The organism is Pseudonocardia ammonioxydans (genome assembly GCF_900115005.1).
GTDB lineage: Bacteria > Actinomycetota > Actinomycetes > Mycobacteriales > Pseudonocardiaceae > Pseudonocardia > Pseudonocardia ammonioxydans.
The window spans coordinates 162,733-189,255 of the sequence record NZ_FOUY01000011.1; the positions used below are offsets into that span (position 1 = coordinate 162,733).

Consider the following 26,523-nt stretch of genomic DNA (forward strand, 5'->3'; position numbering starts at 1 on the left):
GCCGCCCGTCGCGCGCGGGTCTCGTCCGTCGCGCTCACCCGGCGGTCATCCGCCGCCACAGCGCCGGCCGACGCTCCGGGTCGCGTTCGGCGTCGACGCGGGACAGGACGTGCCGCTGCCGGTCGGTGCCGCCACCGGCCGCCACGGCCCGCTCGGCCTCGGGTCCTGCGACGGTAGGGGCTGTCGTCGGGCAGGCGTCCGGTGAACCGTCCGTAGGCGCCGAGCACGAGCAGGAGCAGCCCGACGACCAGGCTGAACACCACGTCGGGCATCCGGAACCCGAGCGGGTTGAACTCGGTGTTGACCAGCACCGAGTTGAGGACGCCGGAGAGCAGGAACAGCGGGATGGGTCCGTCACCGCCGGATGCCGGTCAGGGCCCGGGCGCGTCGGATTCCGTTGCTGTCATCGGGCCGCGCCGGGCGCGGCGGCGTTGCAGGATCAGGGCGCGGCGCTCCCGCTCGCCCAGCCCGCCCAGGTGCCGTAGTCCTCCTCGACGCTCAGCGAGTGCTCCAGGCACTGCTCGCGCACCGGGCACCCGGCGCAGATCTCCTTGGCCCGTTCCTCGCGTGCCCGCAACGGTGCTCCGCGCTCGCCGGGAGGGTGGAAGAACGCGGACTGATCCATGCCGCGGCACGCGGCCCACCGCTGCCAGTCCCAGTGCCGGTCGATCGGGAGGGGCAGCCGAACGATGGACGCCATCCGGACCTCCTTCCGTGTCGGGTGCCCACAAAGCGTTGCACAACCGTGGCAAATCGGCAGCGCGACGGCGCGACACGAGAGCGGTGATGGGCGACGATGGCGCGTGTGAGCTTGCGCCCGGACCCCGTCCCGCCGACCGGCGACCGGTCCGGCACCGGCGGGCCGGCCGGTGCGGCACCGGAGCGGGGCCCGGCCTGGACGGCGGCGGCGGTCGCCCGTCACCTCGGGGTGTCGCCGGCGACCCTGCGCAGCTGGAGCGCCCGGTACGGCATCGGCCCGCGCGGGCACGAGGCGGGCCGGCACCGCCGCTTCACCGACGCCGACGTCGCGGTGTTCGTGACCATGTGCCGGCTGCGTGGCCAGGGGATGCCCATGGGCACGGCGGCGCAGCTGGCCCGGGAGACCCCACCGGAGACGGCGATCCGGCCCCGCCCGTCCCCGGCCCGGCCGGCGCCGCCCATGCGGCAGGCCGCGGACCACCCCGTCGATGCGCTGGTCACCGCGGCCCGCCGCCTCGACGCCGAGTCGATCATGTCGATCGTCGCCGAGAGCATCACCGGCCAGGGGAGCGCGGTCACCTGGAACGAGCTGTGCCGCCCGGCGCTCGCCCGCACGGGGCCGCCGCCGACGGCAGCGGACGGTCCTCGGCCCGGCCCGCCCCCGGCGGACCCGGACGAGGACCCGCTGGCCTGCATCGACGCCGAATGCGTCCTGACCTGGGCGATCTCCAGCTGCCTGCGCCGGCCGCGGGCGCTGCCCCCGCGTTCCGCGCCCGGACCGCGGGCCCTGCTGGCGTGCGCCGAGGGCGAGCAGCACACCCTCGCGATGGAGGCCCTGGCCGCGGCCCTGCCGGAGGAGGGGCTGCCGGTGCGCGTGCTCGGTCCGTCCGTGCCCTGGCCGGCGATCGACCACGCCGCCCGGCACGCGTCGACCGCGGTGCTGTTCGTCTGGGCCCAGACCGGACGCACCGCCCGGCCGGGCCGGATCGCCCGCCTGGAACCGCACGCCCCCGTGGCCGCGGCGGGCCCCGGCTGGGCCGCGCGGCGGTTGCCGGACGGCGTCGAGCGGGTGGAGTCGCTCGAGGGCGCGCTCCGTGTGGCCCGGCGGGTGATGTCCGCCGGGGTCGGTGACCGCTCGCCGGCCGCGCCCTGACCCGGCCGGGCGGGCGGATGCTCAGAGTCCGCCGGGTGACCGGGTGGCGGGATCGGGCGGCCCCAGGTGCAGCCGCGCCACGCACAGCCCGGGCTCGACGAGCGGGTCGAGCGAGCGGACCTCGACAGGTGCAGGCTGCTCGGCCAGCGCACCCTGCATCAGCCCCAGGTGCAGCCGGCACACGACGTCGGGATGCTGGGCCGCGACCTCGCCGAACGGGCAGTGCCGCAGCCGCACCTGCGGGTCGTCGTCGTCCACGCGGAGCTCGGGCCGGAACCCCGCCGTGTCGAGCATCTGCTCCAGCCGGGCCAGCGCGTCGTCGACGCCGACCCGTTCGTACGGCGCCGACCGCTCGACGAGGTGGCCTCCCCATCTCCGGCCGGCCTCGGCCGCGGCCGGCCCGGCATCATCCAGTGTGGACACCAGCCCGGTGAGCATCTCGGCCAGCCAGCGGTAGCCGCGCGTGTCGGGGTGCCCGGTCACCGCCCGGTAGAGGACGCGGGGGCGGCCGGGGGAGTGTCGCTGCTCGGTGACGCGCTCGGCCAGGCCGTCCCGCACCAGGCCGTCGAGATGGAAGCGTGCGGTGTTCACGTGCAGACCGGTCCACTCGGCGATCCGGGAGGTGCCCACGGTGCCCGCCGACTCCCGCAGGCGTGCCAGCACCTCGGCCCGCCGGTCCGGAGCCGGGCGTGCCGGGGACGGGTCCATCAGGCCGTCGGTCATGCCCGCCAGTATCTCCGGCCGATCGTCGTGAAAACAAGAAGGAAGCACCTCCGGCGGCGCCCTTCGGTGGCTGTTGAATGCCTGTGAACAGGCATGTCGGCCGCCGTGCGGCCAGCGGCAACGGTCTCTGGTTTTTCACAATCATCTTGTGTTAAACAGAGGACGCCGTAACAGGGGGAGGGGCCATGGCCTACGTGATCGCACTGCCGTGCGTGGACGTCCTGGACCGCGCGTGCGTGGACGAGTGCCCGGTCGACTGCATCTACGAGGGCGGGCGCGCGCTCTACATCCACCCCGACGAGTGCGTCGACTGTGGTGCGTGCGAGCCGGTGTGCCCGGTCGAGGCGATCTACTACGAGGACGACGTCCCCGAGCAGTGGGTGGCGCACACCGCCGACAACGCCGCCTTCTTCACCGAGGGCCTCCCCGGCCGCGAGACCCCGCTGGGCGGTCCCGGCGGCGCCGCCCGGCTCGGTCCGGTCCCGGCCGACACCCCGCTGGTCGCGGCCCTGCCCGCGCACCCGCTCGACGACGCACGACGATGACCGACGGCCGGAGGCCCGGCCGGTGATCAGGAGGTACGGACATGTCCACCCCGGGATCCCTGCACCCCGCCGACGTGGAGGACGAACTCGACGTCCGTCCACTGCGGAAGCCGGAGAAGCACCCGACGATCTTCTCCAGGTACGCCGCGCTGCCGGTCGGCGGATCGTTCGTGCTCGTCAACGACCACGACCCGCGGCACCTGCGTGACGAGTTCGAGACCGACCACCCGGGCGGCTACGGCTGGGAGTACCTCAACCGGGAGCCGCGGGACTGGCGCATCCGGATCACCAAGCTGGCCTCCACGCCGCTGCCCCGGGTCCTCACCCGTACCGACGCGCTCGGCGCGGACGCCGCCGCCCCGGACGTGAGTGGTGCCGTGTGGAAGCTCGAGGTCTCCGAGCGCGACCTGGACTCGAACGTCATCGCGCTCCCGCCCGAGGGGGCCATCGCCGCCCACACCGGCCCCGACCTCGACGTGCTCGTCCACGTCCTGGCCGGATCGGGCGAGCTGACCACCGAACTCGGGACGGTCGAGCTGGAGGCGGGCACGCTGCTCTGGCTGCCCCGCGGCTCGCGCCGCGCGTTCACGGCGGGACCCGACGGACTCCGCTACCTGACGGTGCACCGGCGCCGGCAGGCGCTCGTCCTGGAGGCCCCGGTCAGCAGTTCCCGACGCGGCACGGAGTCGTGATCATGGAGCTCTGCAGGAAGACCGACGGACTGGTGCGGAAGCCTCCGATCCCGGACGGCCCGGTCGTCACCGTCGTCTTCGGTGGTGACGAGGGCGGGCCGGACGTCGGACTGGTCCGGGCGCACGTGCCACCCGGTGGCGGTATGCCGGCCCACTCGCACGGCGGGTCGGACGTCGTCCTCACCGTCGTGACCGGCCGGATCCGGGTCGCCGACGCCGGTGAGTCGGTCGACGTCGAGCCCGGCGACTCCCTGCTCGTGCGCAAGGACGAGACGGTGTCGCTGACCAACCCCGGCGACGCGCCGGCCGAGGTCCTGGTCGCGGCGGGGCCGACCGACTTCCTCGCCGGCATGCGCGACTGGCCCGAACAGTCTGCCGGGTGAGGTCGGGGCCGTCGATCCGCCCCGGGTGGGGCCTAGCATCCGGCCCGGGCGCCGTTGCTCGCTGCGTGCTCCGAGCGCTCCCGTCCCGCAGCGGTGTGCAGCGGAGCGGGGGCCGGTTCACCTGCAGCCTCCTGCTGCGGCGCCGGACCGGCGTCGTGTGCGGGTGGTGCGGGAGTGGTGCCGGTGGCGACATCACCGGGGGTGGCCCGTTCGAGGAAGCGCAGCAGCTCCACCGGGAAGGGCAGGACGAGGGTCGAGTTCCGCTCGGCCGCGACCTCGACCACGGTCTGCAGCAGGCGGAGCTGGAGCGCCGCGGGATGTTCGCTCATCACCTCGGCGGCCTCGGCCAGCTTCTGCGAGGCCTGCAGCTCGCCCTGAGCGGTGATCACCCGGGAGCGGCGTTCGCGTTCGGACTCGGCCTGCCGGGACATCGAGCGTTTCATCGACTCCGGCAGCGCGACGTCCTTGATCTCGACGCGGTCGATGTGCACGCCCCAGCCCAGTGCCGGACTGTCGATCATCAGCTCGAGCCCCTGGTTGAGGCGCTCCCGGTTGGACAGCAGGTCGTCCAGGTCGCTCCTGCCGATGATCGAGCGCAGCGAGGCCTGCGCGACCTGGCCGATGGCGTGGACGTAGTCCTGTACGTCCACGACGACCTTGACCGGGTCGATGACCCGGAAGTAGACGACCGCGTCGACGGTGACGGTGACGTTGTCGGCGGTGATCCCGGCCTGGGCGGGCACCGGCATCGTCACGACCTGCATGGTGACCTTGTGCAGCCGGTCGGCGACCGGGACGAGCAGCGCCAGCCCTGGGCCGCGGGGCTCGGGCAGGACCCGGCCGAACCGGAACACCACACCCCGCTCGTACTGGGTGATGATCCGGACCGAGGACCCGGCCACCAGCAGGACCGCGATCGCGAGCGCCACCACGAGAGTGATGATCATGTCGCCCTCCGCATGCTCTCGTCGCCATGGCCGGAGGGGCCCTCGGGGTCCGTGTCGGCCCGTCCCGTCGCATCGACGGACGATCGCGCCGGAGGGTGTCGATGAGCGCTTCCGGCTGGATGACCAGCGGATATGCCGGGTGCGATCTGCACGCATCGTAGCACGTTATATCGTGTCACGATATAAATCGTGGCGGTCAGGCATGCCCGCCGAGGCGGGTCTGTCGACGCTCACCGATTCCGGTAGGCGCTCGCGCGATCGGGTGCGCATTCACGGAACCGGTGAGCGGTGGCGTCGGGCTGCCGGATGGCGGGTCGCACGTCGTCGCAATTTATATCGTGTTGCGATATAAATTGGAGAAGGCCCGACGAGGGGCCGTGGTGCGCGCAGGGGGTGGCTCATGCTCGATGATCGCGAACGCGGGCTACTGGCCGAGATCGAACGCGGGCTGCTGCTGGACGCCCCGGAGCTGACCCGCTCGTTCGAGGCGTTCGCGAGCGGGCCCGTCTCCCTCGATGCTGCCCCGGGCAACGCTGTCACGGGCAACGCTGTCCCGCACGACACTGTCGCGGGCGACGCTGTCCCGGGTGACGCCGTCCCGCACGACGCTGTCCCGGGCGACGCGGTCCCGCTCGAGACGGTCGCGGTCGCCCGGACGACACCGGTCGTCCGAGCTCGCCGGCGTCGCCGGGACCGGGCGAGCACCGCGGTCGCCGGTCTGGTGCTCGGCACCGTGCTGCTGGCCGGCCCCCGCGCCCTGACCGGGTCCGAGGTGGCCCGCCGGGCGGCCGCACGCCCGCCACGGGTGCGGCTGCGGACGGCGTCGCCGTGACCGCGTCCCTGGGCCGTATCCGTGGCACGAGACCGGGAGGAAGCATGACCGTCATCGAGCGTGTGCTGCGCGGCCTGCGCCGGGTGCCGAGGGGTTTCCCGGCCGACGGCCATCGGCTCGGTCTCGGGCTCGCCGCGGCGATCGACGCCCAGCGCGCCCGCGGCGCCGAGCCGTTCGACCGGGAGCCGTGTGGCCTCCGGCTCCGGGTTCCCACGCCCTGGCGCCGGGAGACGAGTCCGAGGCACTGACCCCGAGGCGCTGGCTCCGAGGCACTGAGTCCGAGTCCCTGGCCCCCGAGTCCTGGCCCCGAGGCAGTGGCCCCGAGTAGCCGAGCCCGAGAAGCCGACCCCGAGACACCGACCCCGGGGCGCTGACGCAGCGTCCGGACGGAGGGAGTACCGATGCCCGACGACACGTACCCGAAGGCGACCCGCGAGCTCGGCGCCCGCCGGGCGGAGCTGGCCCCCGACATCAACGAGGCCTTCGAGAACTTCAGCCGTGCCGTCTTCGCCGAGGGCGCGTTGCCGGAGAAGACCAAGCAGCTGATCGCGGTGGCCGTCGCGCACGTCACGCAGTGCCCCTACTGCATCACCGGGCACACGAAGCTCGCGCACCGCAAGGGCGCGAGCGCCGAGGAGGTCATGGAGGCGATCTGGGTCGCGGCGGAGATGCGGGCGGGCGGCGCCTACGCCCACTCGACCCTGGCGCTGCACGCGCTGGGGGAGACGAGCCCAGGGAACCACCGGCACCCGTAGCCGTCCGCGGCCCGGGTCGCCACCGGCGCTCAGCGGGCGGAAAGCCGGGCGAGGGCGCCGTAGCCGTTGGAGTCGGCGTCGTCGGCGGCCGTGGTGCCCGTGTCGTCGGGCCGCCACGCCGGGAGCAGGCACACCCCCGGTTCGAGGATCTCGTAGCCGGCGAGCATCTCGGTGAGCTGCTCGCGGGTGCGCAGGGTGACCGGGGTCGGCGTCTCGTCGAGCACCTCCCGCACGACCTTCTGCTGGTCGGCGGAGAAGCTGGTCGCGGCCAGGTGGGACACGGCGAGGTGGCTGCCCGGGGCGCAGGCGTCGCGGTAGGCGGCGAGGATGCCGGCGGGGTCGTCGGCGTCCGGGAGCGCGTGCAGGATCGCGATGGCCAGCACCGCCACCGGCCGGTCGAGGTCCAGCAGGTCCGCCACGCCGGGGGCGGCGAGCACGGCCGCCGGGTCCCGGATGTCGGCGTGGGTGATCGTGGCGTTCGGGTTGTCGGCCAGCACCTGGCCCGCGACCCCGACCGCGACCGGCTCGATGTCCACATAGGCCACCCGCGCGGCCGGGTCGGCGGCCTGCGCGATCTCGTGGACGTTGCCGACCGTCGGGACCCCGGACCCGAGGTCGAGGAACTGGTCGATCCCGTCGGCGACCAGCGCGCGCACCACCCGGCCGAGGAAGGCCCGGTTGGCCAGCGCGAACGTCCGGGCGTGCGGGACCGTGCGCAGGGCGCGGTCCGCGGCCGCGCGGTCCACGGCGAAGTTGTGCGAGCCGCCGAGGTAGTAGTCGTACATCCGGGCGAGGTTCGGTACCGCTTCCGCTCCGTGCGGGTCCGCCACATCCACCCCTGCAGCATCACCGACGCGGGCGGGCCCCGGTCATGCGGGTCCCTCTCGCCAAGGGTGCATCTCACCAACGGTGCGTCTCACCCGACCCAGCCGGAGTCGTCGGAGAGCCTGCGATCGATCGCGTACGCGGCGCTGATCAGCCCGAGGTGGGTGAACGCCTGCGGGAAGTTGCCGAGGTGCTCGCCGTGCGGACCCAGCTCCTCGGCGTAGAGGCCGAGGTGGTTGGCGTAGCCGAGCATCTTCTCGAACAGCAGGCGCGCCTTCTGCACGTCACCGGAGCGGGCCACGACCTCGCAGTACCAGAACGAGCAGACGGAGAACGTGCCCTCCTCCCCGGTGAAGCCGTCGGCCGCCCCGTCCGACTGGCGGTAGCGCCGGACCAGCGAGTCGTCGACCAGGTCGGCGGTGATCGCGGCCAGCGTGCTGCGCCACCGCGGGTCGGTCGGGCTGACGAAGCGCATCAGCGGCATCAGCAGGCTGGACGCGTCGACGGTGCCCGAACCCTTGTACTGCACGAAGGTCTCGCGCTGCGGGTCCCAGAACTCGGTGAAGATCTCCCGGTAGAGGTCGTCCCGGACGTCGTGCCAGCGCTGCCGTGGGTACGGGAACGAGCGCCGGTCGCCGAGCCGGATCGCGCGGTCGACGGCGACCCAGCACATCAGCCGCGAGTACAGGAACTCCTGCCGGCCGCCGCGGACCTCCCAGATGCCCTCGTCCGGTCGCCGCCAGTGCGCGCAGACGTGGTCGACGAGCCGGACGAGGTCGTCCCAGAGCCCCGAGGGGATCAGCTCGCCGTACTTGTTGTAGAGGTAGACCGCGTCCATCAGCTCGCCGTAGATGTCGAGCTGCAGCTGGTCGTAGGCGCCGTTGCCGATCCGCACCGGCGCGGAGCCGCGGTAGCCCTCCAGGTGGGGCAACGTCTCCTCGGTGAGCACCCGGCGCCCGTCGTGGCCGTACATGATCTGCATCGGCTCGTCCGCGCCGAGCTCCGTGCACCGGTCGGCGATCCACCGCATGAACGCACCGGCCTCCTCGGTGTACCCGAGCCGCATCAGCGCGTAGAGGGTGAAGGAGGCGTCGCGGATCCAGGTGTAGCGGTAGTCCCAGTTGCGTTCTCCGCCGGGCTGCTCGGGCAGCGCGAAGGTCGGCGCGGCGACGAGCGAGCCGTGCGTCCGGCTGACCAGTAGCTTGAGCACGAGCGCCGACCGGTTGACGATCTCGCTCCAGCGCCCCGAGTAGCGCGACCGGCCGATCCAGTGGCGCCAGAAGTTGACGGTGTCCTTGAACCAGCGGCTCACCGAGTCCGGCCCGACGACCGACTCCAGGCCACCGGTCGCCTCCTCGAGGACGAACGCCGCCGTCTCCCCGGCCGCGAGGGTGAACCGGCCCACGGCGTCGTCCCCGCGCACCTCGAGCGGCACCTCGTGGTGCAGCCGCACCGCGGTACCGGCCGCGTCCCGGGCGGTGAAGTAGATCTGGCGCTCGCGGGCGTGCGCGGTGTGCCCCGCGCGGCCGTAGTCGAAGCGCGGAGCACAGCACAGGTCGAACGTGACCTGCCCGCGGACGCACTTGACCCGCCGTACCAGCACCCGCGGGTGGTCGGGCAGGTCGGTGCCGACCGGCATGAAGTCCGACACCTCGGCGACGCCCGCCGCGGACAGCCAACGCGTGAGGAGGACGTTGGTGTCGGGCAGGTACAGCTGCTTCTGCGCCGGCCCGGCCAGTTCCGGCGCGATCCGGAAGCGACCGCCGCGGTCGTGGTCGAGCAGCGCGGCGAAGATCGTCGGCGAGTCGAAGCCCGGGAACGACATGAGGTCGACCGAGCCGTCCTTGCCGACCAGCGCGACGGTGTGCAGGTCACCGACGACGCCGTGATCCTCGATGGGCTGGTAGCGCGTGTCGTCGCGGACACCGTGGTCCATTCCGGGCTCACCTCCACGCCGGCGCCGTCGCGATACCTGCGCGGATTCCCGTCGGGACCGTTGCCGGAGGTCCACGGTGACGGCCGGACGCGGCCGGGACCAGTGGCGATCGGCCCTCGAACGACACCGAGCGCGTCTGGACCCTCGCGCCGCACCGCCACCTCTACGTCGAGCTGCACCCACCGCACGCCGGGCGCTCGCGGGTCACGCTGTTCGTGGGCGACCTCGATGATCTCGACGCGTTCGTCGACGCGGCGGCCCGGCGCGGCATTCGGCCCACGACCAGCGAGACCTACGGCAACGGTGTGCGCAAGGCGCTCTACCGCGACCCGGACGGCAACGAGATCGGCGTCGGCGGCGGCACCTGACGGCCCGCGTCAGCGTCGGCGCACCACGTGCAGCAGGAGGTCGTCGTCGACGTGCTCGACCACGGTGGTGAACCGGTCGTCCCCGCACACCCGGCGGTGCACGGCGCGGGCGTCGGTGGGGGCCTCGGCCGGCCACTGCAGCCGGTGCGCCACGACGACGTCCCCGCCGGCGGGCACGGAGCCGGCGACCCGGTCGAGGACGGCGTCGATCCGGGCCGGGAGGAGGTGGTGGAGCACGTCGCACAGCACGACGAGGTCGGCGCCGTCCGGGACCGCGGCGGCATCGTCCACATCGGAGCGGTGGACCTCCGTGCCCGGGCTGCCGGCGGTGGCCGCGGTCGTCGCGGCGACCGCCTCGGCGACGACGTCGCTCGCCACCAGCCGCCGGCACCGTCCGGCCAGCTCCCGGGTCAGCGCGCCCGGACCGCACCCCGGCTCGGCGCCCAGCCGGTAGTGCTCGCGGGGCAGGGCGGCGAGCAGCAGGTCGCGCTTGCGACGCTCGTACCAGCAGCTGCGTACTCGCCACGGGTCCGCGCCGCCGCGGTAGCGCTCGGCGAACAGCTCCGCCGGTGCACCGGACTCGGGCGGCTCCCGGAAGTAGATCTCCCGGGAGCCGTGGAAGTGCTCGAGCGTGGCGGGGGACAGGACGGCGTGGGTGGCCCCCGGCGGGACGGTGGTCCGGGAGGTGTGCGCGGCGACGGCCCGGATCTTGCGGCGCGGTCGGTCTCGGAGAGGACCAGCCGGTACCCGCGGTCCCAGGGCACGGACGGATCGGTCGGGTCGAGCCGGGTGCGCGCCCGGATCGGGAAGCCGAACCCGTGTGCGGTCACCGGCGCCGCGGTACGGCAGGCGCGCCCGACGGCGGCGTGGTCGGGGTGCGGGTCGTCGCGCCACGGACCGGCCCAGGCGTCGGCGCCGGTCAGCAGCGGGGCCAGGGCCGTGGCCAGCTCCTGCTCGTCGGGCGCGGAGTCCGGCATGCCGAGCCGGTGCACGGTGGCCGGCACGTCGAGCGCGGCCAGCGCGTCGTCCACCTCGGTCCGGTCCTGCCGGGCCTGCGCCGCCGCGCCGGCGCCGGCGAGCACCAGGTCCACCGTCCCGCCTGCGGCGGCGACCGCGCGGAGCAGACCGCCCGCTCCGAGCGTGTCGTCGGCGGGATGTGCCGCGACGACGACCAGCCGTCGGAACACGGCCGGGTCGAGCTGCCGGACGGCGAGCGCGTCGGCCGCGTCCTCCCAGACGTCGGCGGAGTGCCGGGGGCCCATCCCACCTCCTCGGTCGCGGTGTCCCGGGCCGTGTCACCGGCGGTCGGCGTGGCAAACCCGCGGGTGGGCGTGGACCGTCGCGGTCCGGGTAGGAGTGCGACGGATCCGTTCGCGAGTGGGAGGAGTACGTGTGGCAGAGGTGACCCGGCGGATGGACGCCCGCCCCGAGGACGTCGACCGGGCGCTGGCCGACGGCTGGGTGTTCGGGCTCTGGGTGGTCGGCGCGGTGCACATCCGGGAGGTGTCGCCGGACTGGCCGCACCCCGGTGCCTACATCCGGCACAGCGTCGGTGCGTGGCCGACGATGATCGAGGACCGCACGGAGGTCGAGCGCTACGAGCCGCGGCGGGTGCTGCAGCTGCTCGCCCACGCCTGGCCGCTCGGAGCGGCCCGGGTCCGGCTGGAGCTCGAGCCCGACCGGGACGGGACGCTGGTCCGGATGCACGAGGACGCCGTGTCCGGGCCGGGCCAGTGGGTGCCGGCCCCGCTGCGCACACCACTGCTGCAGTGGCGCAACACCGAGAGCCTGGCCCGGCTCGCCGCGATCGCGCGTGGCCGGCCGGAGAAGCCGGACCCCGGCTGACCCGGTTCAGCCGTAGAGCCTGCGGTGGGCGAAGCGCACCGCACCCCGGTACAGCGGCCCGGCCCGCCCGCCGGCGGCCAGCGCGGCCCGGGCCGCGTTGGCGCCCGGGCCGCCGTGCACCGCCCCGCCCGGGTGGGCCGACGCCCCGGACAGGAACAACCCCGGCACCGGCGTGTCCGCCCGGCCGAGCCCGGGGACGGGCCGGAACACCAGCTGCTGGTGCGGGGCGCTGGTGCCGCCGGTGATGGCGCCGTCGACGAGGTTGCCGTCGCGGGCCTGCAGGTCGGCCGGACCCGACACGACCCGGGCCCGGACCAGCGACCCGAACCCGGGCGCGTGCTCCTCCACGACCTGCTGCATCCGGTCGGCCCAGCGCAGCACGTCGTCGCGGCCCCAGCCGAGCCCGCGCGGGACGTGGGTGTAGGCCCACGCCGACTCGGTCCCGGGCGGGGAGCGGTCCGGGTCGGCGGTCGTCATCTGCCCGAACAGCAGGAAGGCGTCGGAGGGCAGGCGCCCGGCGGTGAGGTCGGCGGCGTAGCGGCGCAGCCCGTCGACGTCGGCGCCCAGGTGCACGGTCCCGGCCGAGCGCGCACCCTCGGCGGTCCACGGCACCGGACCGTCCAGCGCCCAGTCCAGCTTCACGGTGGAGAAGTCCCAGTGGAACCGGTCGAGGTCGGCGACGAAGCGGGCCGGCAGGTGCTCCTCACCGACCAGGTCCCGGTACAGCCGGGGCGCGTCGACGTCGGCCAGCACGGCCCGGCGGGCCCGCACAAGGCCGCCGTGGGCGTCGAGCACACCGGTCGCGCGGCCACGCTCGACGGTCACCGAGCGGATCGGCCGGTCGCAGTCGAGGCGGCCGCCGCGGCTCGCGAGCCGGGCGACGAGTGCGTCGGTGAGCGCGCCCGACCCGCCGGCCGGCACCGGGAAGCCGAGCTGCTGGCCGATCATCGCCAGCAGCCATCCGTAGGCGGTGCTCGCGGCCGAGTCCGGGCCGAGGTCGGTGTGCGCGGCGTTGCCGGCCAGCAGCAGCGCCGCCTCGGACCCCCCGAACCGCTCGTGCGCCATCCGCGCGACCGGCTGCACCAGCATCCGCGCCAGGCGCAGCGTGTCGCCGGTGCCGAGCCGGCGCCACAGCCGGGTCGCCGGACGGACCGGGGGGAACGGCCGCAGCGCCGCCTCGACGACGTCGGTGCCGATCCGGTCCCAGTCCGCGGCCAGCGAGCGCCAGGCGTCCCCGTCGCCGGGGTGGTCCCGGTCCAGCGCCGCGGCGGTGTCGTCGACCGAGCGGTGCAGCACGGCGCACCGGCCGTCGAGCGTGGGGTGGGCGACGACGGCCGGTGCGTGCCGCCACTGCAGCCCGTGGGCAGCCAGGTCCAGCTCGCGCAGCACCGGCGACGCCGCGCCCAGCGGGTGGAACGCGCTGGCCAGGTCGCTGACGAAGCCGGGCGCGGTGATCTCCGCCGAGCGGACGGCCCCGCCCGGTGCCTCGGCCGCCTCGCAGACCAGGACCTCCCAGCCCGCGTCGGCGAGCAGGTTCGCGGCGACCAGGCCGTTGTGCCCGGCCCCGACCACCACGGCGTCGACGTGCTCGGTCATCGCTGTCCTCCCCGTGGGTCGTCCACCCCGATCACCCTGCCGGAGCGGGGGCTGCGAAGCACCCCGGCGGCCTACCCGTGGCCCGGGCCGGCACACGTCGCCGGGGCTGCGGGAGCGGAGCGTGCGCTCCTCGACCGGTGACCCCGGGCGCGACGGTTCCTGAGCCCGCGGGTCAGCGCCCGGCGAGCCGGGCCCGGGCGGCGCGCAGCACCCGCCCGGTGCCGATCTGCAGCAGCCCGGGGTCGGGCCGGTCGCCGTGCGGGTCGCCGGTGGTGCCGGCCCACAGCACCGTGTGCGGGCCGTCCCGCTCCGGGCCCCAGCGCTGCGGGGGCGTCGGGCCGAAGAGCAGGACCGAGGGTGTCCGGTAGGCGGTGGCCAGGTGTGCGGGCCCGGTGTCGCCGCACACCACCAGCCGGGCCGCGGCGACGAGCGCGGTGAGCAGTTCCAGGGTGCACCGCGGCGCGAGGTCGGCCGAGCGCGGCAGGCCGGCCCGCGCGGTGACCTCCGCGGTGAGCTCCCGTTCGGCCGGGCCGCCGGTGACGACCACGCGGTGGCCCTCGGCGTGCAGGGCGCGGGCGAGCTCGGCGAACCGGCCCGGCGGCCAGCGGCGGGACGGGTGCGCCGCACCCGGGTGCACGAGGACCGCGTCCGTCACCGGTGGGGCGGTCGCCGGCCGCGCCAGGTCGAGGTCGTCGGGGTCGGCCTGCAGGCCGGCCCCGACGACCAGGTCGCACCAGCGGCGGACCTCGTGCACCTCGCTGCGCCACGGCGGGCCGCACACCCCGGGGCGGTCCGGGTGCCGGTGGGTCAGCAGCTCGCCGGGCCGGGTGGCCTGCAGCGCGTCGATGCTCTGCGGGCCGCTGCCGTGCAGGTTCACCGCGAGCCGCGGCGGCGGGCCGCTCCAGTGCAGGCCGGTCGGTCCGTCCGCGGCGACGGTGGCGTCGATCCCGCCGATCAGCTCGACGATGCCGGTGAGGCCGGCCGGTGCGGCCAGCACCAGCCGGTCCCCGGGGAAGCCGCGGCGCAGGGCCCGCAGCGCGGGCACCGCGGTCAGCAGGTCCCCGATCCCGGGTGCCCGCAGGGCGAGCACCGGCGGACGGTCCCGGCCGGTCACGGCCACGAGCCCTCCTCGGAGTGACAGACCACCAGCTCCCGGATCTCACAGCCCGCCGGCTGGCGCAGCGCGTGCAGGACGGCGGCCGCGGTGTCCTCGGGGCGGTTGAGCTTGGCGTCCTCGGGCGGGCGGTACTGCTCGTCGCGCCCGTCGAAGAACGCGGTGTGCATCCCACCGGGCACGAGCGTGGTGACGGCGACCCGGCCGGCGGTCTCGGCGGCCAGCGCCCGGCTGAAACCGAGGACGCCGAACTTCGAGGCGCAGTAGGCGGTGGCGTCCGGCACGGCCTTGAGCCCCAGGGTGGACGCCACCGTCACGATCCGGCCGCCGTGCTCCTTCAGGTGCGGGAGGGTGGCCCGCACGACGGCGGCGGTGCCGAGCAGGTTCACCGCGACGACGCGCTCCCAGTCGGTCGCGTCGAGCGCGTCGAACGGGGCGGGATGGTCGATGCCGGCAGCGGTCACCACCGCATCGGGTGCGCCGTCGGTGCGGGCGAGCTCGGCCACGGCGGCCTCGGTGGCGCGGGTGTCGGCGAGGTCCGCGGTGACGTGCGGGACGTCCCGCTTCGGGGGGTGCAGGTCGAGGACCTGCGGGCGGCCGCCGGCGTCGGCGACGGCGTCCACCACCGCGGCGCCGAGGCCGGAGGCCCCGCCGGTGATCAGGACGGTGCCGAGGTCGTCGGTCATGAGCACATCTCCTCCTGGGTGTCCGGTACTCCGATGCCGTGGGCGAGCCGGCTCGTCGAGTGGCCCGGGATCCGGGGCACGGTCTCGACGGTGCCGCCGTACGCGCGCACCACGGTGGTCTCGGGCATGTGGTCGGGGTCGTGGTCGCCGCCCTTGACCCAGACGTGCGGGCGCAGCCGGTCGAGGACCGCGCACGGGTCCGGTTCGTCGAACTCGACGACGGCGTCGACGCAGCTCAGGGCGTCGAGCAGGGCGGCCCGGTCGGTGGCGGTGGTCAGCGGGCGGGTGGGCCCCTTGAGCCGCGTCACCGAGCGGTCGCTGTTGAGGCAGACGACGAGGACGTCACCGCGGGCGCGGGCGGTGCGCAGCAGCGCGAGGTGACCGGGATGGAGCAGGTCGAAGCAGCCGCCGGTGGCGACGACCCGGCCCCCGGCCCGGCGGACGCGGTCGGCGAGGGCGAAGCCGTCGTCCTTCCCGGGATCGTCGCGCCCGGTCGCCGGGGCGGCACCCCGCGACCTCGTGCCGGAGGCGATGTAGCGGGTCGCCGTGTCGACGGCGGCCCCGACCGCGCCCGGCAGGTCGGCGCCGTCGGCAACGGCGACGGTGGCCGCGGCGGCGAACATGTCACCCGCCCCGCAGGTGTCCGGCCGCCCGCCGGTTCCCACGGCCGGGGGCGGGTGCAGGGTGCTCGTCCGGCCGGTGTGGAGCAGCGCCCCGCGGGACCCGCGGGTGACCGCCACGGCGTGCACGTCCCACCGGCACCGCAGCAGCTCCGCGGCCCGGGCGGCCGCAGGGTCGGACACCGCGGGATCGGACACCGCAGGGTCGGGGACTGCGGGGTCGGGGACTGCGGGGTCGGGGACTGCGGGGTCGGGGACTGCGGCAGCGTCGGGGAGGCCGTGCGCGGTCGCCTCCCGCACCTCGGCGCTGTTGGGCGTGACCAGCCAGGCACCCGGCACGGGCGCCGGGCCCCGGGGGTGGGGGTCCCAGACCAGCGGCACCCCGGGCGGGCGGGCGGCGAGGAGCCGGCGCAGCCCGGGGTGTGCGGCGACCCCACGGCCGTAGTCGGCGACCAGGATCGCGTGGGCGCCGGCCAGCAGATCCGCGGTGCGGTCGTCGACGGCGTCGTGCGCGGCGCGACCGTCGCCGGTGTCGAGGCGGGCCACCGGCCGTCCGCGGTCGAGCAGCCGGGTCTTGACCGGGGTCGTGCCGCACAGCGGCAGCGGGTGCAGCTCGACCCGGTCCTCGAGCAGGCCGGCCAGGCGGGCGGCCGCGGGATCGGTCCCGAGCGCGGTGAGCAGCACGACCGGTCGCCGCCCGGCCGTGAGGTCCGCGGCCAGGAGTGCGGCCAGCCCCGCACCGCCCGGGCGGGCACGCTCGTCGTCCAGGTCGACAACCGGTGCGCCGGGGGCGTCCGGGCAGTCGCGGGTCGAGGTGCCGTCGAGGTCGACGTCGAGCAGGGCGTCCCCCACCACCACGAGGGGTGCGCTCATCGCGGCGCGCCGACGCCGAGGGCGTCGTCCACGGCGGAGCAGAGCACGTGCACCAGTACCAGGTGCAGTTCCTGCACGGTGCTGGTCAGCCCCGACTCGATGGTCACGGCGTCGTCGCAGAGCGCGGCCAGCGGGTTGGGCGTGGGGCCGGTCAGGGCCCAGGTGACGACGCCGAGCTCGTGCGCGGCCTTGGCCGCGGCGACGACGTTGGAGCTGGTCCCGCTGGTGGACAGCAGGATCAACACGTCCCCGGTGCGGCCGTGCGCGTGCACCTGCCGGGCGAAGACCTCGTCGGGGCCGTAGTCGTTGCCGATCGCGGTCACCGAGGAGGTGTCGGCGTGCAGGGCGATCGCCGAGAGCGGCCGCCGGTCGTGCAGGTAGCGACCCACGAGCTCCCCGGTGAGGTGCTGGGCCTCGGCCGCGCTGCCGCCGTTGCCGCAGGCGAGCAGGCGGCCGCCGCCGGCGAGCCGTTCGGCCAGGTGCGCTCCCCAGGAACGCAGGATCGGCAGGTGGGCCCGCGCGCCGACGAGGGCGCGGCCGAGCTCGTCGAGCTGGTACTCGCTCACCGGAAACCTCCGATACTCGGGCGGCCGTGCCGGCCGCGGTACGGGTCGGGGTCGTCGTGGGTCAGTCCTCGTACCGCGGCCACGACGTCGGCACCGGCGACCCCGTCCAGGCACGGGTGTCCGGGGACCGGGCAGGTGGTCGCGCGGGTGTCCCGGCAGGGGGCGTGCTGGTCGCCCAGCAGCACCGACGGCACGCCGTAGGGCTGCCACCGGTGCGCGGGCACGACCGGCGCGAACAGCGACACCACCGGGGTGCCGACGGCGGCCGCCAGGTGGGCCGGGCCGGTGTTCGGCGCGACGACGACCCGGGCACCGTCGAGCACCGCCGCCAGCTCCGGCAGGTCCAGGTCCCCGGCCACGACGGTCGCGTGCTCGCCGGCGATCCGGGTGGCGGCCGCGCGCTCGTCGGGACCCCCGGTGACCACGACCCGGTACCCGGCGTCGGCCAGCGCGCGCACGTGCTCGGCACTGCGTCGCTCCGACGGGCGGCGGGCGGGCACCGAGGCGCCCGGGTGCAGGACGACGTAGCCGGGCGGGCCGGTGCGCACACCGGTCTCGGGCAGCGGGCGCCGGACGGTGAGCCGGCCGTCGTCCCCGGTGGGGCGGGGGAAACCGGCGGCGTCGGCCAGCGACAGCATCCGTTCCGGCTCGGGCAGGTGGTGCTCGGGCGGGTGGCGCAGATCCAGCAGCGACCCGGGGTAGTCCTCGCAGGCCGCGCCGATCCACGGCACGCCGGCCGCGCGCAGCAGCAGCGCGGCGGGCAGCGGCGACTGGTGGAACGACGTCAGCACCAGCGCGACGTCGAACCGGCCGACGGTCAGCTCCGCGACGGCGTCGTCGACCTCGCGCCGGTCGACCGGCCCCGGGACCGGCTCGATCCACGGTGCGGCCCGTTCGAGCACGGCGTCCACCCCGGGCAGCAGGTCGGCCGCGGCCCGCCCGCGCGGACCGGCCAGCACCGTCACCGACCCGGCGCCGGCCGCGACCGCGCGCACGCACGGCCCGGCGAGCAGCATGTCGCCCGCCGCGTCCTGGCGCACGACCAGCACCCGCTGCGGGGGCGTCATCGGCGCACCACGAACGGTCCGAGGGCCAGCAGGTCCACCGGTGCCGACCCGAACGTCTCCAGCGCGTGCACCGGCGTGTCGACCATCGGCCGGCCCGCGGTGTTCAGGCTGGTGTTGATCACGCACGGCAGCCCGGTCCGGTCCTCGACGGCGGCGAGCAGCTCCGCCAGCAGCGGGTTGCCGTCGGGCTCGACGGTCTGGATCCGGGCGGTGCCGTCGACGTGGGTGACCGCGGGGATCCGCTGCTGCCACTCCGGGGCGACGTCGTGCACGAACAGCATGTAGGGACTGGCCGCGGGGCCGCGGGAGAACAGCTCCGCGGCCCGCTCGGCGCGGACCATGGGCGCGACCGGCCGGAACGACTCGCGGCCCTTCACCGCGTTGAGCCGGTCGACGTTCTCCTGCTTGCCCGGGTGGGCCAGCAGCGAACGGTGCCCGAGTGCGCGTGGGCCGAACTCGGAGCGGCCCTGGAACCAGGCGACGACGCCGTCGCCGGCGATCGTGTCGGCGACGGTGGCGGCCAGGTCGTCGGGGCGCTCGTAGCGGACCCGCGCGTCGCGCAGCACCTGTTCGAGCTCGTCGTCGCTCCAGCCGCGGCCGAGGTCGGCCCCGGGCATCGGGACGACCGGGTCACCCGCCTGCGCGGAGAGGTGCAGCGCGGCGCCGAGCGCCGTGCCGGCGTCGCCCGCGGCGGGCTGGACCCAGACCTCGTCGAACGGGCCCTCGTCGGCGATCCGGGTGTTCGCCACGCAGTTCAGCGCGATCCCGCCGGCCAGCGCGAGCCGGTTCTCCCCGGTGCGCCTGTGCAACCAGCGAGCCAGGTCCAGCAGCGTCTCCTCCAGCCGCAGCTGCACGCTCGCGGCCAGGTCGGCGTGCTCGGGTTCCATCGGGTCCGCCGGGCCGCGCTGCTCGGCGAACCGCGACAGGTCCAGCGGCGCCGCGCGGACACCGCCGTCGCCGGTGGCGTGCAGGTCGGCGGCGAGCTCCTCGGCGAAGCGCGGTGTCCCGTAGGAGGCCAGCGCCATCACCTTGTACTCGTCGGACGAGCGCCGGAAGCCCAGGTGGGCGGTGAGGTCCTCGTAGCGCAGGCCGAGCGAGTCCGGCAGCCGCTGGGTCCCCATCCGCTGCACAGTCCCGTCCCGGTACCGGCCGGCCAGGTAGGACGTGGCCTCCCCGCGACCGTCGGCGACCAGCACGGCGCAGCTGTCGCCGCCGGTGCCCGACCGCCATCGCGCGGCCGCCGCGGCCGACGCGGCGTGGGCGAGATGGTGCTGGACGAACCGGACGATGCCGGGGTCCAGCCCCGGCAGCGCCGTGCGCAGGAAGAAGGGCGCGCGGCGGGCGAAGTCGGTGCGCAGCTGCTCCCAGCCCGGGTCGGTCCCGGGCAGGCCGTGCTCGACGAGGTCGGGGTCGTAGGACCAGCCCACCGCGTCCAGGTCGGCGGGCGTGAGCCCGGCCTGCTCCAGGCACCAGGCCGCTGCGGCCGCCGGCTGCTCCCACGCGGAGAAGGGGACGGGTTCCTTGCCGTGCTTACGCCGGGTGAACCGCTCCTCCTCGGCCGCGGCGACCACACGGCCGTCCACGACGAGTGCGGCGGCCGGGTCGTGGAACACGGCGTTGACACCGAGGACGCGCATCACACCTCCTGATCGTTGCGGGCCGGATCGCCGACGACCGGTCTCCTACCCTCCGCGACCGGCCACAAACGGCGCCCCAGGACGTCGCTACACAGCGGAGTCGACCCCGACCTGCAGGGCGGCGAACCAGCCGAGGGTGCGGCGCAGCCCGTCCTCCAGCCCGATGCGCGGTTCCCATCCCAGCCCGTGGCGGGCCAGGCCGATGTCCGGCCGGCGCCGCCGCGGGTCGTCCGCGGCCGCGGGCACTGCGACGATCTCCGAGGCGGACCCGGCCAGGTCGCGGACCAGCTCGGCGACCTCGCGCACCGTGCGCTCGACCGGGTTGCCGATGTTCACCGGGCCCGGCAGCCCGGACGCGGCCAGGGTGAGCAGGCCGCGGACCGTGTCGTCGACGTGGCACAGCGACCGGGTCTGGGTGCCGGTGCCGCTGACGGTGATCGGCTCGCCGGCCAGGGCCTGGCTCACGAACGCGGGCACCATACGGCCGTCGCCGGGGCGCATCCGCGGGCCGTAGGTGTTGAACAGCCGGGCGATCGTGGTGTCGGTGCCGTGCACCCGGCGGTGCGCGGTGGTCAGCGCCTCGGCATAGCGTTTGGCCTCGTCGTAGCAGCTGCGCGGGCCGACCGGGTCCACGTCGCCGTGGTAGTCCTCGCGCTGCGGGTGCACCTGCGGGTCGCCGTAGACCTCGCTGGTGGAGGCGAGCAGGAACCGGCCGCCGAGCTTGTGCGCCGCGGCCAGCGCGTGCTCGGTGCCGGCCGCCCCGGCCCGCAGTGTCTCCAGTGGACGGCGGTGGTAGTCCACCGGGGACGCCGCCGAGGCCAGGTGCGCGACCAGCACCCGGCCCGGCCGGGCGTCGCCGGGCCACGGCTCCGGCTCCGGCCACGGAGTCGTGACGTCGTGCCGGACGAAGCGGAAGCCGGGGGTGCCCAGCAGGTGGTCGATGTGGTCCGCGCGGCCGCTGGACAGGTCGTCGAGACAGGTCACGCGGGTGCCGGCGGCGAGCAGCGCCTCGCACAGGTGTGAACCGACGAACCCGGCACCGCCGGTCACGATCGCGCGGTCGAAGGGGTGAGCAGTCATACCGCGGCGGCTACCTCCGCGCTGTGCGGTGAAACGGCGGCATGGGCGGGCCGGGCCGGGGTAGCCGGGCGGCGTGGACGACTCGGACACCACCGTGGTGATCGCCACCAGGAACCGGGCCCGCGAGCTGGCCCGCACGCTCGACCGGCTGAGCGCGCTGCGGCCGCGCCCCCCGATCGTCGTCGTCGACGATGCCTCCACCGACGGTGCCCCGACCGACGGCCCCGCCCCGACCGGCGGTCCTGCCCCGACCGAACCCGCGTCGACCGGCAGCACCGCCGCGACCGTGGAGGGCCGGCCCGGCGTCGAGCTGGTGCGGCTGTCGGTCCGGCAGGGCGCGGCGGCCCGCAACGCCGGCGTCGAGCGGGTCCGGACGCCGTACGTCGCCTTCAGCGACGACGACTCCTGGTGGGCCCCGCAGGCGCTGCGGCGCGCGGCGGAGATCCTGCACGCCCACCCCGACGTCGGCCTGCTCGCCGGCGCGGTGCTCGTCGGGCCCGAGAACCGGCCCGACCCGGTGAACGCGGAGCTGCGCGACAGCCCGCTCGGCGGCACCGATCCGGGACCGGACGTGCTCGGCTTCCTCGGCTGCGCGGCCGTGCTGCGGGTCCGGGCCTTCCACGACGCCGGCGGGTTCAGCTCGCTGCTCGGCTTCGGGGCCGAGGAGACGCTGCTCGCCGCCGACCTCGCCGCCCGGGGCTGGCGGCTGTGCCACCACCCCGACGTCGTCGCCCACCACCACCCGTCACCGCACCGGATGCCGCACGAGCGCCGGCTGGCCCTGGAGGCCCGCAACCAGCTGCTCATCGCCCTGATGCGCCGGCGCGGTCCGCGGGTGCGGGCCGAGCTCGCGGCGCTGGCCAGGCGGGCGGTGTCGCACCCGCCGTCGCGCCGGGCGCTGGGCTCCGCCCTGCTCGCCGCACCGCGTGCGCTGGCCCGCCGGGACGTGCTGCCGGCCGGGTTGGAGCAGCGCTTCGACCTGCTGGAGCAGTGATGGACCCCGCCGACCCGCTGATCGACCCCGAACTGCAGACGCGCCCGCACCCGCCGGCCGAGGCGGCCCGCACCACCGTCGTCGTGATCACCCGGGACCGCTGCGACGAGCTGCTGCGCACGCTGGCCCACCTCGAGGCGCTGCCGGACCCGGCACCGGTGATCGTGGTCGACAACGGCTCGACCGACGGCACCGTCACCGCGGTCCGCGACCGGCACCCGCGCACGCAGCTCGTCGCCGGGCCGGACAACCTCGGTGCGGTCGGGCGCAACGTGGCCGTCGCCCGCGTCCGGACGCCGTACGTCACGTTCTGCGACGACGACACCCGCCCGCAGCCCGGAGCGCTGAGCCGGGCGGCCGACGTGCTCGACGCCCACCCCGGCGTGGCCTCGGTGACCGGGCGTTGCCTGGTCGAGCCCGGGCTGGCCGAGGACCCGATCACTCCGGAGATGCGGCACTCGCCGGTGCCGGCCCCGGACGACCTGCCGGGACCTGCGCTGCTGGGGATCATGGCCGGGCTGACCACGATCCGGACCGCGGCGTTCCGCGCCGCCGGGGGCTTCCATCCGCGGCTGTGGATCGGCGGGGAGGAGGAGCTGCTGGCCCTCGACCTCGCCGCGGCCGGCTGGTGGATGTGCTGGTGCGAGGACGTGGTCGTCCACCATGCCCCGTCGACGCTGCGTGATCCGCGCGCCCGCCGCCGGCTCGGCATCCGGAACACGCTGTGGACGGTGTGGTTGCGCCGCCCGGTGCGCAGCGCGCTGCGGCGGACCGGGGCGGTGCTGCGCAGCGCCCCGGCCGACCGCGCGACCGTGGGGGCGGTGCTGGCGGCACTGGCCGGGCTGGGCTGGGTGCTGCGGGAACGACGCGTCGTGCCACCGGCCGTCGAGCACGGACTGTGGCTGCTGGAGGAACCGCAGCGGACCTCGATCGCCCGCCGATACGTCGGCTGACACCGCCGCGCGCTGCCGTGTCGGCTGACACTGCCGCCCGCACTGTTTCCGGCGGAGGCACGCGGGTAGCCGACCGACCATGACGGTCACATCCGGCGGTACGGCCACACCCGGCGGCACCGCACCCACGGCACTGGCCCTGAACTGCACCCTGGAGCGCTCGCCGCACGACTCGAGCACCCAGCGCATGATCGACGAGATCCTCGGCGTGCTCGGTGACGAGGGCATCACGGGCGACTCCGTCCGGGTCGTGGACCACGACGTCGCCCCCGGTGTCTCGGCCGACGAGGGGGACGGCGACGCGTGGCCCGCGCTGCGCCGGCGGGTCCTCGACGCCGACGTCCTGGTCCTGGCCACCCCGACCTGGCTCGGCCACCCGAGCAGCGTCTGCCAGCGCGTGCTGGAGCGGCTCGACGCCGAGCTGTCCGAGACCGACGACCGCGGCCGACCGCCCACCTTCGGCAAGGTCGCGGTGATCGCCTCGGTCGGCAACGAGGACGGCGCCCACAAGATCATCGCCGACCTCTGCCAGGCCCTCACCGACATCGGCTTCACCGTGCCGGCCCAGGGCTCGGTGTACTGGAACGGCGAGGCCATGCAGGGGTCGGACTACCGCGACCTCGACAAGACCCCGGAGCCCGTGCGCTCCACCCAGCGGATGCTCGCCGCCAACGCCGCACACCTCGTGCGGCTGTTCGCGCAGCACCCGTATCCCGGCCCCGACGCTTCCTGAGGAGGACCGCTGATGCGTGCCCTGACCTTCCACGGCCGCCGCGACGTGCGGGTGGACACCGTGCCCGACCCGGTGATCCAGCAGCCGGACGACGTGATCGTGCAGGTCACCAGCTCCGGGCTGTGCGGCTCGGACCTGCATCTCTACGAGGTGCTCACCCCGTTCCTGGAGGAGGGTGACGTCCTCGGCCACGAGCCGATGGGCGTCGTCGCCGAGACCGGGCCGGGCGTCACCGAGCTGTCGGTCGGCGACCGCGTGGTGATCCCGTTCAACGTCAACTGCGGGAACTGCTGGACCTGCGACCAGGGCCTGCAGTCACAGTGCGAGACCACCCAGAACCGGGAGATGGGGACCGGGGCATCGCTGTTCGGCTACACGAAGCTCTACGGCCAGGTTCCCGGCGGGCAGGCCGAGTACCTGCGGGTGCCGTTCGGGAACTCGCTGCCGATCAAGGTCCCGAGCGGGCCGCCGGACGACCGGTTCGTCTACCTCTCCGACGTCATGCCCACGGCCTACCAGGCCGTGCAGTATGCCGACACCCCCGCCGACGGCACGCTCGTCGTACTCGGGCTGGGCCCGATCGGTGACATGTGCACCCGGCTCGCCCGCCACCTCGGCGTCCGCCAGGTCATCGGCATCGACCGCGTCCCGGAGCGCCTGCAGCGGGCCGAGGCCCGCGGCACCACCACGATCGACCTGGCACAGGGCGACCGCGAGGTCCGCGCCGCCGTGCACGCGCTGACCCAGGGCCGCGGCGCCGACGCCGTCATCGACGCGGTCGGGATGGAGGCGCACGGGTCGCCGGTGGCCGCGGCCGGCCAGAAGCTGGCGTCGGTCCTGCCGTCCGCGGTCGGGCAGAAGATGATGCAGACCGCAGGCTCCGACCGCACCGCCGCGCTGTTGCTGGCGATCGAGCTGGTCCGGCGGGGCGGGACGATCTCGCTGTCCGGTGTGTACGGCGGCGCGGCCACCCCGCTGCCGCTGCTCACCCTGTTCGACAAGCAGATCCAGCTGCGGATGGGCCAGGCGAACGTGTGGCGCTGGATCCCCGACCTGCTGCCGCTGCTCGACGACGACGACCCGCTCGGCGTCGAGGGCTTCGCCACCCACCGGGTGCCGCTCGAGCAGGCCCCGGACGCCTACCGGATGTTCCAGGAGAAGAAGGACGGCGCGGTCAAGGTGCTCTTCATCCCGGAACCGACCGCCGGTGTGTGAGGCGGAGCCGGTCGGGTAGTCCGAGGGCGAGAGCGCGTAGAACCGACTGCGCGGACGCCGTCCCACCTGCCCCCGTGGAGGTCCGCGTGCACATCACCGTCGTCTCGTCCGCCCTCGATCCGTGGACCGTGCCCGGCCGGCCCGACTGGTGCGGCCGGGCCGGCCACCTCCGGCAGACGGTCGCGCTGCTCACCGAGGCCGGGGTCCGCTCCGAGACCGTGGTGCCCGGGCGCGACTCCTCTGCTCCGTCCGACTCGGACGGAGCGGTGCACCGGGTCCGCGTGGACGCGGCGGGGGACCCGGCGGCCACGGTCGAGGAGATGACCCGGCGGCTGCGTGCGCTGTGGCGCGGCGGCCGTCCGGACCTCGTGCACGCCCACCACTGGACGGCCGCGCTCGCCGCACGGCGGGCGGCCGGCTCCGACCGGATGCCGCTGCTGCTCAACGTGTTCGCCGGCGAGCGGGAGAGCGCGGGCGACCGTGCCTCGGTGCAGCGGGCCGTGGCGCGCGAGGCCGACCGGGTGCTGGTCACCGGGTCGTCCGACCGCAGTGCCCTGGTGGCCGACGGCGTCGACCCGAGCCGGTTGGACATCCGCCCGGTCAGCGTCGACGTCGAGGCCTTCCGGCCCGACGGCCCGTCGCTGCGGCGCGCCGAGCGGCCGCGGATGGTGACGATCGACGGGGTCGGCCCGGACAGCGGTGCCGGTCACGCGATCACGGTCCTCGCCGGGGTGCCCGAGGCGGAGCTGCTGGTCGCGGGCGGCCGTCCGGCCGAGGAGCGGGATCCGGACCGGGAGCGGCTGTTCGCCGTGGCCCGGCGGTGCGGCGTCGCCGACCGGGTCCGCTTCGTCGGTCCGGTCGACCGCGGCGCGGTGCCCCGGCTGCTGCGCTCGGCCGACGTCGTCGTGTGCGCGGCCCCGGAGTGGTCGGCCGGCACCGGCGCACTGGAGGCGATGGCCTGCGGTCGCGCCGTCGTCGCCACGGCCGCCGGCCCGCAGGCCGACCTCGTCGTCGACGAGGTCAGCGGGCTGCTCGTGGCGCCGCGCGACGACCGCGCGCTCCTGCAGGCGCTGCGGGACACGCTCGAGCACCGGTGCCGGCGTGAGGCGTTCGGGATCGCCGGGCGCAACCGGGCCACGGCGGTGTACGACCGGGCCGCAGCCGGGACCGCTCTGCTGGCCAGCCACCGCTCCGTCGTCGGGGAACCGGAACACGCCGCTGCGGGCTGACGCCCCGGCCCGCACACACGGCAGACGGGGGAGGGACCGCCGGTCCCTCCCCCGTTCCGTCGTGCACCGGGCGGGTCAGGCTCCGAGTTCCTCGCGGAGCCTGCCGACGATGCGGGTCAGCAGCCGGGAGACGTGCATCTGGGACACACCGATCTCCGAGGCGATCTCGGACTGCGTGCGGTCGCCGTAGAACCGCAGCAGCAGGATGCGCCGCTCCCGCGGTGGCAGGGCGTCGATCCGGGTCCGCAGCTCGTCGCGCATCGTGGCGGTCTCGAGGTCGGGGTCGTCGTCGCCGAGCCGCTCGCCGAGGGTGAGCTCCCCGTCCGGGCCGGGCATGTCCAGTGAGGCGGCGCGGTAGGACTCCAGGGCTCCGAGCGCCTCCACGACCTCCGAGGTGTCGGCGTCGAGCTCCTCGGCGAGCTCGCTGGGCCGCGGTGCGCGGCCGAGCCGCTGGGAC

Annotated in this window: 30 protein-coding genes; 14 read left to right on the forward strand and 16 right to left on the reverse strand. The window is 75.5% G+C overall.

Annotated elements, in window-relative coordinates; translation table 11 throughout:
• Window positions 1-439: 439 nt before the first annotated feature.
• Entirely contained in the window at window positions 440-700 is a 261-nt protein-coding gene (locus BM093_RS13250; protein ID WP_342742992.1) for a WhiB family transcriptional regulator, read from the reverse strand.
• 105 nt (window positions 701-805) lie between these two features.
• Here BM093_RS13250 and BM093_RS13255 point away from each other — a divergent pair, with 105 nt between their 5' ends.
• Window positions 806-1,852, forward strand: a complete 1,047-nt coding sequence (locus BM093_RS13255) for a MerR family transcriptional regulator (protein WP_177238452.1) — start codon at window positions 806-808, stop codon at window positions 1,850-1,852.
• A gap of 21 nt (window positions 1,853-1,873) precedes the next feature.
• On the opposite strand, the gene BM093_RS13260 is transcribed toward BM093_RS13255, so the two are convergent.
• The gene (locus BM093_RS13260; RefSeq protein WP_093342278.1) at window positions 1,874-2,575 is read right to left on the reverse strand and encodes a helix-turn-helix transcriptional regulator; all 702 of its coding nucleotides are present in this window, start codon (window positions 2,573-2,575) and stop codon (window positions 1,874-1,876) included.
• Between the two features lie 185 nt (window positions 2,576-2,760).
• Here BM093_RS13260 and fdxA point away from each other — a divergent pair, with 185 nt between their 5' ends.
• The 3 genes from fdxA to BM093_RS13275 are packed head-to-tail and all read left to right on the forward strand — an operon-like array spanning window position 2,761 to window position 4,195.
• Window positions 2,761-3,120: a ferredoxin gene (gene fdxA, locus BM093_RS13265; protein ID WP_093342282.1), complete on the forward strand. Its 360-nt coding sequence runs from the start codon at window positions 2,761-2,763 to the stop codon at window positions 3,118-3,120.
• Window positions 3,121-3,161: 41 nt separating this feature from the next.
• The gene (locus tag BM093_RS13270; protein ID WP_093342286.1) at window positions 3,162-3,812 is read left to right on the forward strand and encodes a DUF2249 domain-containing protein; all 651 of its coding nucleotides are present in this window, start codon (window positions 3,162-3,164) and stop codon (window positions 3,810-3,812) included.
• 2 nt (window positions 3,813-3,814) lie between these two features.
• Window positions 3,815-4,195, forward strand: coding sequence for a cupin domain-containing protein (locus BM093_RS13275; protein ID WP_093342289.1), 381 nt, complete (start codon window positions 3,815-3,817; stop codon window positions 4,193-4,195).
• A 32-nt stretch (window positions 4,196-4,227) separates the two neighbouring features.
• Here the strand turns inward: BM093_RS13275 and BM093_RS13280 are convergent, their stop codons facing one another.
• On the reverse strand, window positions 4,228-5,142 hold the full coding sequence (locus tag BM093_RS13280; RefSeq protein ID WP_093342292.1) for a slipin family protein: 915 nt from the start codon (window positions 5,140-5,142) through the stop codon (window positions 4,228-4,230).
• 400 nt (window positions 5,143-5,542) lie between these two features.
• Between BM093_RS13280 and BM093_RS13285 the strand changes: the two genes are divergently transcribed.
• The 3 genes from BM093_RS13285 (at window position 5,543) to BM093_RS13295 (ending at window position 6,729) form a co-directional block, all read left to right on the forward strand.
• A complete protein-coding gene (locus BM093_RS13285; RefSeq protein ID WP_093342295.1) occupies window positions 5,543-5,974 on the forward strand; it encodes a hypothetical protein in 432 nt (143 codons plus the stop codon).
• 44 nt (window positions 5,975-6,018) lie between these two features.
• Window positions 6,019-6,222, forward strand: coding sequence for a hypothetical protein (locus BM093_RS13290; RefSeq protein ID WP_093342298.1), 204 nt, complete (start codon window positions 6,019-6,021; stop codon window positions 6,220-6,222).
• A 153-nt stretch (window positions 6,223-6,375) separates the two neighbouring features.
• Window positions 6,376-6,729 (forward strand): carboxymuconolactone decarboxylase family protein, encoded by a 354-nt coding sequence (locus BM093_RS13295; protein ID WP_093342301.1) that lies wholly within the window; start codon window positions 6,376-6,378, stop codon window positions 6,727-6,729.
• Window positions 6,730-6,758: 29 nt separating this feature from the next.
• On the opposite strand, the gene BM093_RS13300 is transcribed toward BM093_RS13295, so the two are convergent.
• Window positions 6,759-7,565 (reverse strand): SAM-dependent methyltransferase, encoded by an 807-nt coding sequence (locus BM093_RS13300; RefSeq protein ID WP_342742993.1) that lies wholly within the window; start codon window positions 7,563-7,565, stop codon window positions 6,759-6,761.
• 80 nt (window positions 7,566-7,645) lie between these two features.
• Window positions 7,646-9,490, reverse strand: coding sequence for a glycoside hydrolase family 15 protein (locus BM093_RS13305; RefSeq protein WP_093342304.1), 1,845 nt, complete (start codon window positions 9,488-9,490; stop codon window positions 7,646-7,648).
• Between the two features lie 173 nt (window positions 9,491-9,663).
• Between BM093_RS13305 and BM093_RS35085 the strand changes: the two genes are divergently transcribed.
• The gene (locus tag BM093_RS35085) at window positions 9,664-9,858 is read left to right on the forward strand and encodes a VOC family protein (protein ID WP_143105368.1); all 195 of its coding nucleotides are present in this window, start codon (window positions 9,664-9,666) and stop codon (window positions 9,856-9,858) included.
• Window positions 9,859-9,867: 9 nt separating this feature from the next.
• On the opposite strand, the gene BM093_RS35915 is transcribed toward BM093_RS35085, so the two are convergent.
• Both BM093_RS35915 and BM093_RS13315 read right to left on the reverse strand, forming a co-directional pair.
• Window positions 9,868-10,341 carry a methyltransferase gene (locus tag BM093_RS35915; RefSeq protein ID WP_245773499.1) on the reverse strand — a complete coding sequence of 158 codons (474 nt, stop codon included), beginning with the start codon at window positions 10,339-10,341 and terminating at the stop codon, window positions 9,868-9,870.
• Window positions 10,269-11,120: a PIG-L deacetylase family protein gene (locus BM093_RS13315; RefSeq protein WP_093342307.1), complete on the reverse strand. Its 852-nt coding sequence runs from the start codon at window positions 11,118-11,120 to the stop codon at window positions 10,269-10,271. The genes BM093_RS35915 and BM093_RS13315 overlap by 73 nt, the downstream gene beginning before the upstream one ends.
• A gap of 130 nt (window positions 11,121-11,250) precedes the next feature.
• On the opposite strand from BM093_RS13315, the gene BM093_RS13320 reads away from it, so the two are divergent.
• Complete coding sequence (locus tag BM093_RS13320) at window positions 11,251-11,703, forward strand: SRPBCC family protein (RefSeq protein WP_093342310.1); 453 nt, start codon at window positions 11,251-11,253, stop codon at window positions 11,701-11,703.
• A gap of 6 nt (window positions 11,704-11,709) precedes the next feature.
• Here BM093_RS13320 and BM093_RS13325 read toward each other — a convergent pair whose 3' ends face one another.
• The 8 genes from BM093_RS13325 to BM093_RS13360 all read right to left on the reverse strand — a co-directional run bounded on the left by BM093_RS13325 (window position 11,710) and on the right by BM093_RS13360 (window position 20,942).
• Window positions 11,710-13,299, reverse strand: coding sequence for a phytoene desaturase family protein (locus BM093_RS13325; RefSeq protein WP_093342314.1), 1,590 nt, complete (start codon window positions 13,297-13,299; stop codon window positions 11,710-11,712).
• 172 nt (window positions 13,300-13,471) lie between these two features.
• The gene (locus BM093_RS13330; protein WP_093342318.1) at window positions 13,472-14,419 is read right to left on the reverse strand and encodes a glycosyltransferase family 9 protein; all 948 of its coding nucleotides are present in this window, start codon (window positions 14,417-14,419) and stop codon (window positions 13,472-13,474) included.
• Entirely contained in the window at window positions 14,410-15,099 is a 690-nt protein-coding gene (locus BM093_RS13335) for an SDR family oxidoreductase (protein WP_093342322.1), read from the reverse strand. Before BM093_RS13335 ends, BM093_RS13330 begins: the two co-directional genes overlap by 10 nt.
• Window positions 15,096-16,592 carry a PfkB family carbohydrate kinase gene (locus BM093_RS13340; RefSeq protein WP_093342325.1) on the reverse strand — a complete coding sequence of 499 codons (1,497 nt, stop codon included), beginning with the start codon at window positions 16,590-16,592 and terminating at the stop codon, window positions 15,096-15,098. The genes BM093_RS13335 and BM093_RS13340 overlap by 4 nt, the downstream gene beginning before the upstream one ends.
• Window positions 16,589-17,158: a D-sedoheptulose-7-phosphate isomerase gene (locus tag BM093_RS13345; RefSeq protein WP_177238453.1), complete on the reverse strand. Its 570-nt coding sequence runs from the start codon at window positions 17,156-17,158 to the stop codon at window positions 16,589-16,591. Before BM093_RS13345 ends, BM093_RS13340 begins: the two co-directional genes overlap by 4 nt.
• Window positions 17,155-18,225, reverse strand: coding sequence for a glycosyltransferase family 9 protein (locus tag BM093_RS13350; RefSeq protein ID WP_093342328.1), 1,071 nt, complete (start codon window positions 18,223-18,225; stop codon window positions 17,155-17,157). Before BM093_RS13350 ends, BM093_RS13345 begins: the two co-directional genes overlap by 4 nt.
• On the reverse strand, window positions 18,222-19,862 hold the full coding sequence (locus BM093_RS13355) for a carbamoyltransferase family protein (RefSeq protein ID WP_093342332.1): 1,641 nt from the start codon (window positions 19,860-19,862) through the stop codon (window positions 18,222-18,224). The genes BM093_RS13350 and BM093_RS13355 overlap by 4 nt, the downstream gene beginning before the upstream one ends.
• Before the next feature lie 87 nt (window positions 19,863-19,949).
• A complete protein-coding gene (locus tag BM093_RS13360; protein ID WP_093342335.1) occupies window positions 19,950-20,942 on the reverse strand; it encodes an NAD-dependent epimerase/dehydratase family protein in 993 nt (330 codons plus the stop codon).
• Window positions 20,943-21,015: 73 nt separating this feature from the next.
• Between BM093_RS13360 and BM093_RS13365 the strand changes: the two genes are divergently transcribed.
• The 5 genes from BM093_RS13365 to BM093_RS13385 all read left to right on the forward strand — a co-directional run bounded on the left by BM093_RS13365 (window position 21,016) and on the right by BM093_RS13385 (window position 26,066).
• Window positions 21,016-21,936, forward strand: a complete 921-nt coding sequence (locus BM093_RS13365; RefSeq protein ID WP_093342338.1) for a glycosyltransferase family 2 protein — start codon at window positions 21,016-21,018, stop codon at window positions 21,934-21,936.
• Window positions 21,936-22,889: a glycosyltransferase family 2 protein gene (locus BM093_RS13370; RefSeq protein ID WP_093342340.1), complete on the forward strand. Its 954-nt coding sequence runs from the start codon at window positions 21,936-21,938 to the stop codon at window positions 22,887-22,889. The genes BM093_RS13365 and BM093_RS13370 overlap by 1 nt, the downstream gene beginning before the upstream one ends.
• Before the next feature lie 79 nt (window positions 22,890-22,968).
• Entirely contained in the window at window positions 22,969-23,622 is a 654-nt protein-coding gene (locus tag BM093_RS13375) for a flavodoxin family protein (protein ID WP_093342342.1), read from the forward strand.
• A 12-nt stretch (window positions 23,623-23,634) separates the two neighbouring features.
• Window positions 23,635-24,837: an alcohol dehydrogenase catalytic domain-containing protein gene (locus tag BM093_RS13380; RefSeq protein WP_093342345.1), complete on the forward strand. Its 1,203-nt coding sequence runs from the start codon at window positions 23,635-23,637 to the stop codon at window positions 24,835-24,837.
• A gap of 86 nt (window positions 24,838-24,923) precedes the next feature.
• Complete coding sequence (locus tag BM093_RS13385) at window positions 24,924-26,066, forward strand: glycosyltransferase family 4 protein (RefSeq protein ID WP_177238454.1); 1,143 nt, start codon at window positions 24,924-24,926, stop codon at window positions 26,064-26,066.
• Window positions 26,067-26,141: 75 nt separating this feature from the next.
• On the opposite strand, the gene BM093_RS13390 is transcribed toward BM093_RS13385, so the two are convergent.
• A partial coding sequence (locus BM093_RS13390) for a sigma-70 family RNA polymerase sigma factor (protein ID WP_143105369.1) occupies window positions 26,142-26,523 on the reverse strand: 382 nt, incomplete at its 5' end.